Below are 3136 nucleotides of genomic sequence, written 5' to 3'. Positions count from 1 at the left end.
AAGCTAACCTTAAGGTTGTAATCGGGAATATAACAAGCCATTCAAGCAGGACTTTTAACAGTTGGTTAGGTTCCACTTCGCTTCACATTTTAACCAACAATTAAAAGCCTCTTAATGGGGCGTTATGTTTCTTTCAAAAGGGTGAGTATCTTAGTATGCAAGCAGAAAAATCATATCTGACCGTTATTTCAAAAAGGTTGAAGTCCCCTGAGAAATATAAAGCACCAGCGAAGTTGATATATTTAGGTATTTGGTTGGCGGTAGTTATTATAATAATTACCATGTTGCAATTATTTCAAAGAGAGATGATTCCACCTATTTTATTAATATTTATTTCTCTTTTACTTGGCGCTTTTTTAGGTATCTTTATTACAATAAAATCTAGCAGGAAATGCTGGCCTATTTTAGCTAAGCATCTAGACGCGGATTCAATAAATAAACGGTTAGGTGAACTCGAAACATAACAAGTCATTCAAAAGGACTAAAAACAGCGGGCTGTTCGCTTCGCTCCATTTTAGCCCACTATTTTTAGCCTCTTAATGAGGCGTTATATGCCATGGAGGCACCGTGCCAACACCGAATATTTACTCAAGGATTCAAGTTTCTATAAGATCATATAGTCTTATATTTACTGTATTGTTCGTTATACTGCTATTCGCTGGTATTTTGGGATTATATTTTGTACCAGAAGGTGAAATATCCCCTAAAGATTCTTGGATAATTTACTTACCTTTGCTTCTTTGTTCGTTAGCTGTTTTTCTTCTTTGGTGCATCACGTTATCTCGCTTTCAAATGGAATCAATTATCCGTAAGATCCCACTTTTAGCGGCGCTACATAAATTAATGGTATCCGACTCTAAGCCCTGGGCAGAGGCAATTTACCTTAATATAACTCTAATAATTTTATTTGTTTTTTTAGCTGGTGGTTTTTCAATCTTCGATTAATTGTGTAAATGGCATATAACAAGTCAATAAAGCAGGAAAATTTACAGCTGGCTGTTTTCACTGCGTTCAACATTTTAGCCAGCTATAAATTTCCTCTTATTGAGGCGTTAAGTGTCTACGCAACTTGCAAGGGGAGTGTAAATAAATATTAAGGAATAGGTTATGGCAAATGCGCTAATAGTTGCAGGGTTAAATTCCAAGTATAAACAACTAGGAGTTGATCCAGCAGGCTTTTCGGCCGGACTTTGGCACGGAATTATTATGCCAATTACTTTTATTGTAAGTTTATTCAATCCCAACGTTGGGATTTATGAAACGAATAATAATGGAGGTTGGTATGATTTTGGTTTTGTTCTCGGTGCTTGTAATACTGGACGAGGGGCAAACTCAACAACAGGTTAAGTAGTATCTAGTCAAATCTATCAGACACTTAACAAGAAAATTAATGGGACTAAAAACAACGGGCTGTTCGCTTCGCTACCATTTTAGCCCGGTATGTTTAGCCCATTATTTGGGCGTTAGTTGGCTTTAGTTTACTTTGCAGCTTGAAATAAGCTTGGAGCTTTTAAAGAATGAATTTTGTTATAGGTTTAGTTCTTTTTATTATATTCTTTGTGCTAGTTAATTACGTACAAAGTATTATTGGAATTTATCCAAAATTAGCTAAAAAATATAAAACGGGCTTAAATGTTTCGGATCGTTCATTATTTAAATTAAGAGATATTAACCTAACAAATGATATAGAGTTCTCTATTGGGAAAAACGATGAATATCGTTCTTGGCTAACTATTAAATCATTTGATCAAGGTTTGTTTATAGGCCAAGAAAGAATGCTAATTTTATTATTTCCTAAAAAGTTTTTAATTCCATGGGAGCAAATTAGCTTTATAAAAGAAAAAGTCACTTTACTTAAAAAGCAGTATATTTATAAAGTCGACTGTAATGAAAAACCTATTTACATTATTACTAAATTTGATGTGTTCAACAGCGCAACTAACAAGGCATTAAAGCAGGACTAAAAACAGCGGGCTGTTCGCTTAGCTCCATTTTAGCCCACTATTTATTGCCTCTTAACGAGGCGTTAGCTATACAGGGATGTTTTGTCGCATATGAATGATAATGAAGTTAGACCAATATTTAGAGTTTTAACATTGGGGCTTTCTGTTTCTGCTTGGTATGCGGTCATAACTATTGTTCAATCTGAACTTGAGTCATTTAACTCAGATGTTATTCCATTCGATTGGAGTATTCCTTTAATCATTCTTCCTGTTGTTATTTTAATTTTAATTGTTGCTATCGCTTTTACATATACAACTCTATTTGGGTATATGCCTAAAAAGTTATTTACGATTTTATTTGGCAAAAGGTTTAAAAAGCAGTAAGTTGCAATGTATAGATAACAAGGCATTCAAACGGACAAAAAACAGTTGGCTGTTTTCACTTCGTTCAACATTGTAGCCAACAATTTTTTGCCGCTTAATGTGGCGTTATACAACTAAGGAGAGTTACGATGGGCTGGATTGTTTTAGCCATTGCCGGTTTATTTGAGATCGTATGGGCAGTTGGTCTTAAACAAACAGAAGGTTTTACTAAATTATGGCCTTCTGTAATAACGATTGCAGCCATGTGGATCAGTTTTGGTTGTCTTTCTTATGCATTAAAAACAATTCCAATGGGAAATGCTTACGCAGTTTGGACTGGTATTGGTGCTGTAGGTGTGGCAATCGTTGGTATCGTTTGGTTTAACGAAGTAGCCGACATCAAACGAATCGCATGCATAGGTTTAATTATCCTTGGCATAGCAGGTTTAAAACTATTGGATTCAGGTTCAACCGTTGTATAACGAGGCATTCAAACGGACAAAAAACAGTTGGCTGTTTTCACTTCGTTTAACATTGTAGCCAACAATTTTTTGCCGCTTAATGTGGCGTTATATTTTAAATCATCATATGGAGTAATTATGAAAAAAAGTAGTTTAATTTTAAGTGTACTTTTAGTGGGGATCACTGCTTGCTCAACGGTTACTATAAAACCGGAAGGGCAAAATAAACTTGTCAATAAACCCACATACCTGGATTCAAAACCATTTTATTTATGGGGGCTATCTGGAGAACATCGTGTTGATGTTCTGAAAGTTTGTAACAAAAATGAACCATTGCAAATGCAATCACAACAAACATTTTCTGATGGT

The 3136-nt window shown here is 34.9% G+C and carries 6 protein-coding genes; all 6 read left to right on the top strand.

Annotated elements, in window-relative coordinates:
• Positions 1-155 precede the first annotated feature (155 nt).
• On the top strand, positions 156-464 hold the full coding sequence (locus H4J67_RS19630; RefSeq protein ID WP_182171766.1) for a hypothetical protein: 309 nt from the start codon (positions 156-158) through the stop codon (positions 462-464).
• 643 nt (positions 465-1107) lie between these two features.
• Positions 1108-1347: a hypothetical protein gene (locus H4J67_RS19625; protein WP_182204798.1), complete on the top strand. Its 240-nt coding sequence runs from the start codon at positions 1108-1110 to the stop codon at positions 1345-1347.
• Between the two features lie 170 nt (positions 1348-1517).
• Positions 1518-1964: a hypothetical protein gene (locus tag H4J67_RS19620; protein ID WP_182171772.1), complete on the top strand. Its 447-nt coding sequence runs from the start codon at positions 1518-1520 to the stop codon at positions 1962-1964.
• A 90-nt stretch (positions 1965-2054) separates the two neighbouring features.
• Positions 2055-2327 (top strand): hypothetical protein, encoded by a 273-nt coding sequence (locus tag H4J67_RS19615; RefSeq protein WP_182171775.1) that lies wholly within the window; start codon positions 2055-2057, stop codon positions 2325-2327.
• Between the two features lie 128 nt (positions 2328-2455).
• A complete protein-coding gene (sugE, locus tag H4J67_RS19610; protein WP_182171784.1) occupies positions 2456-2788 on the top strand; it encodes a quaternary ammonium compound efflux SMR transporter SugE in 333 nt (110 codons plus the stop codon).
• Positions 2789-2905: 117 nt separating this feature from the next.
• Positions 2906-3136 (top strand): Bor/Iss family lipoprotein (locus H4J67_RS19605; RefSeq protein WP_182171787.1); only part of this gene is annotated, 231 nt, incomplete at its 3' end.

It is taken from the genome of Colwellia sp. BRX10-4 (assembly GCF_014077465.1).
In the GTDB taxonomy this organism is placed as follows: domain Bacteria; phylum Pseudomonadota; class Gammaproteobacteria; order Enterobacterales; family Alteromonadaceae; genus Colwellia_A.
Note: the sequence above shows the minus strand (reverse complement) of the source record. Positions and strands in the feature narration are given on the sequence as shown.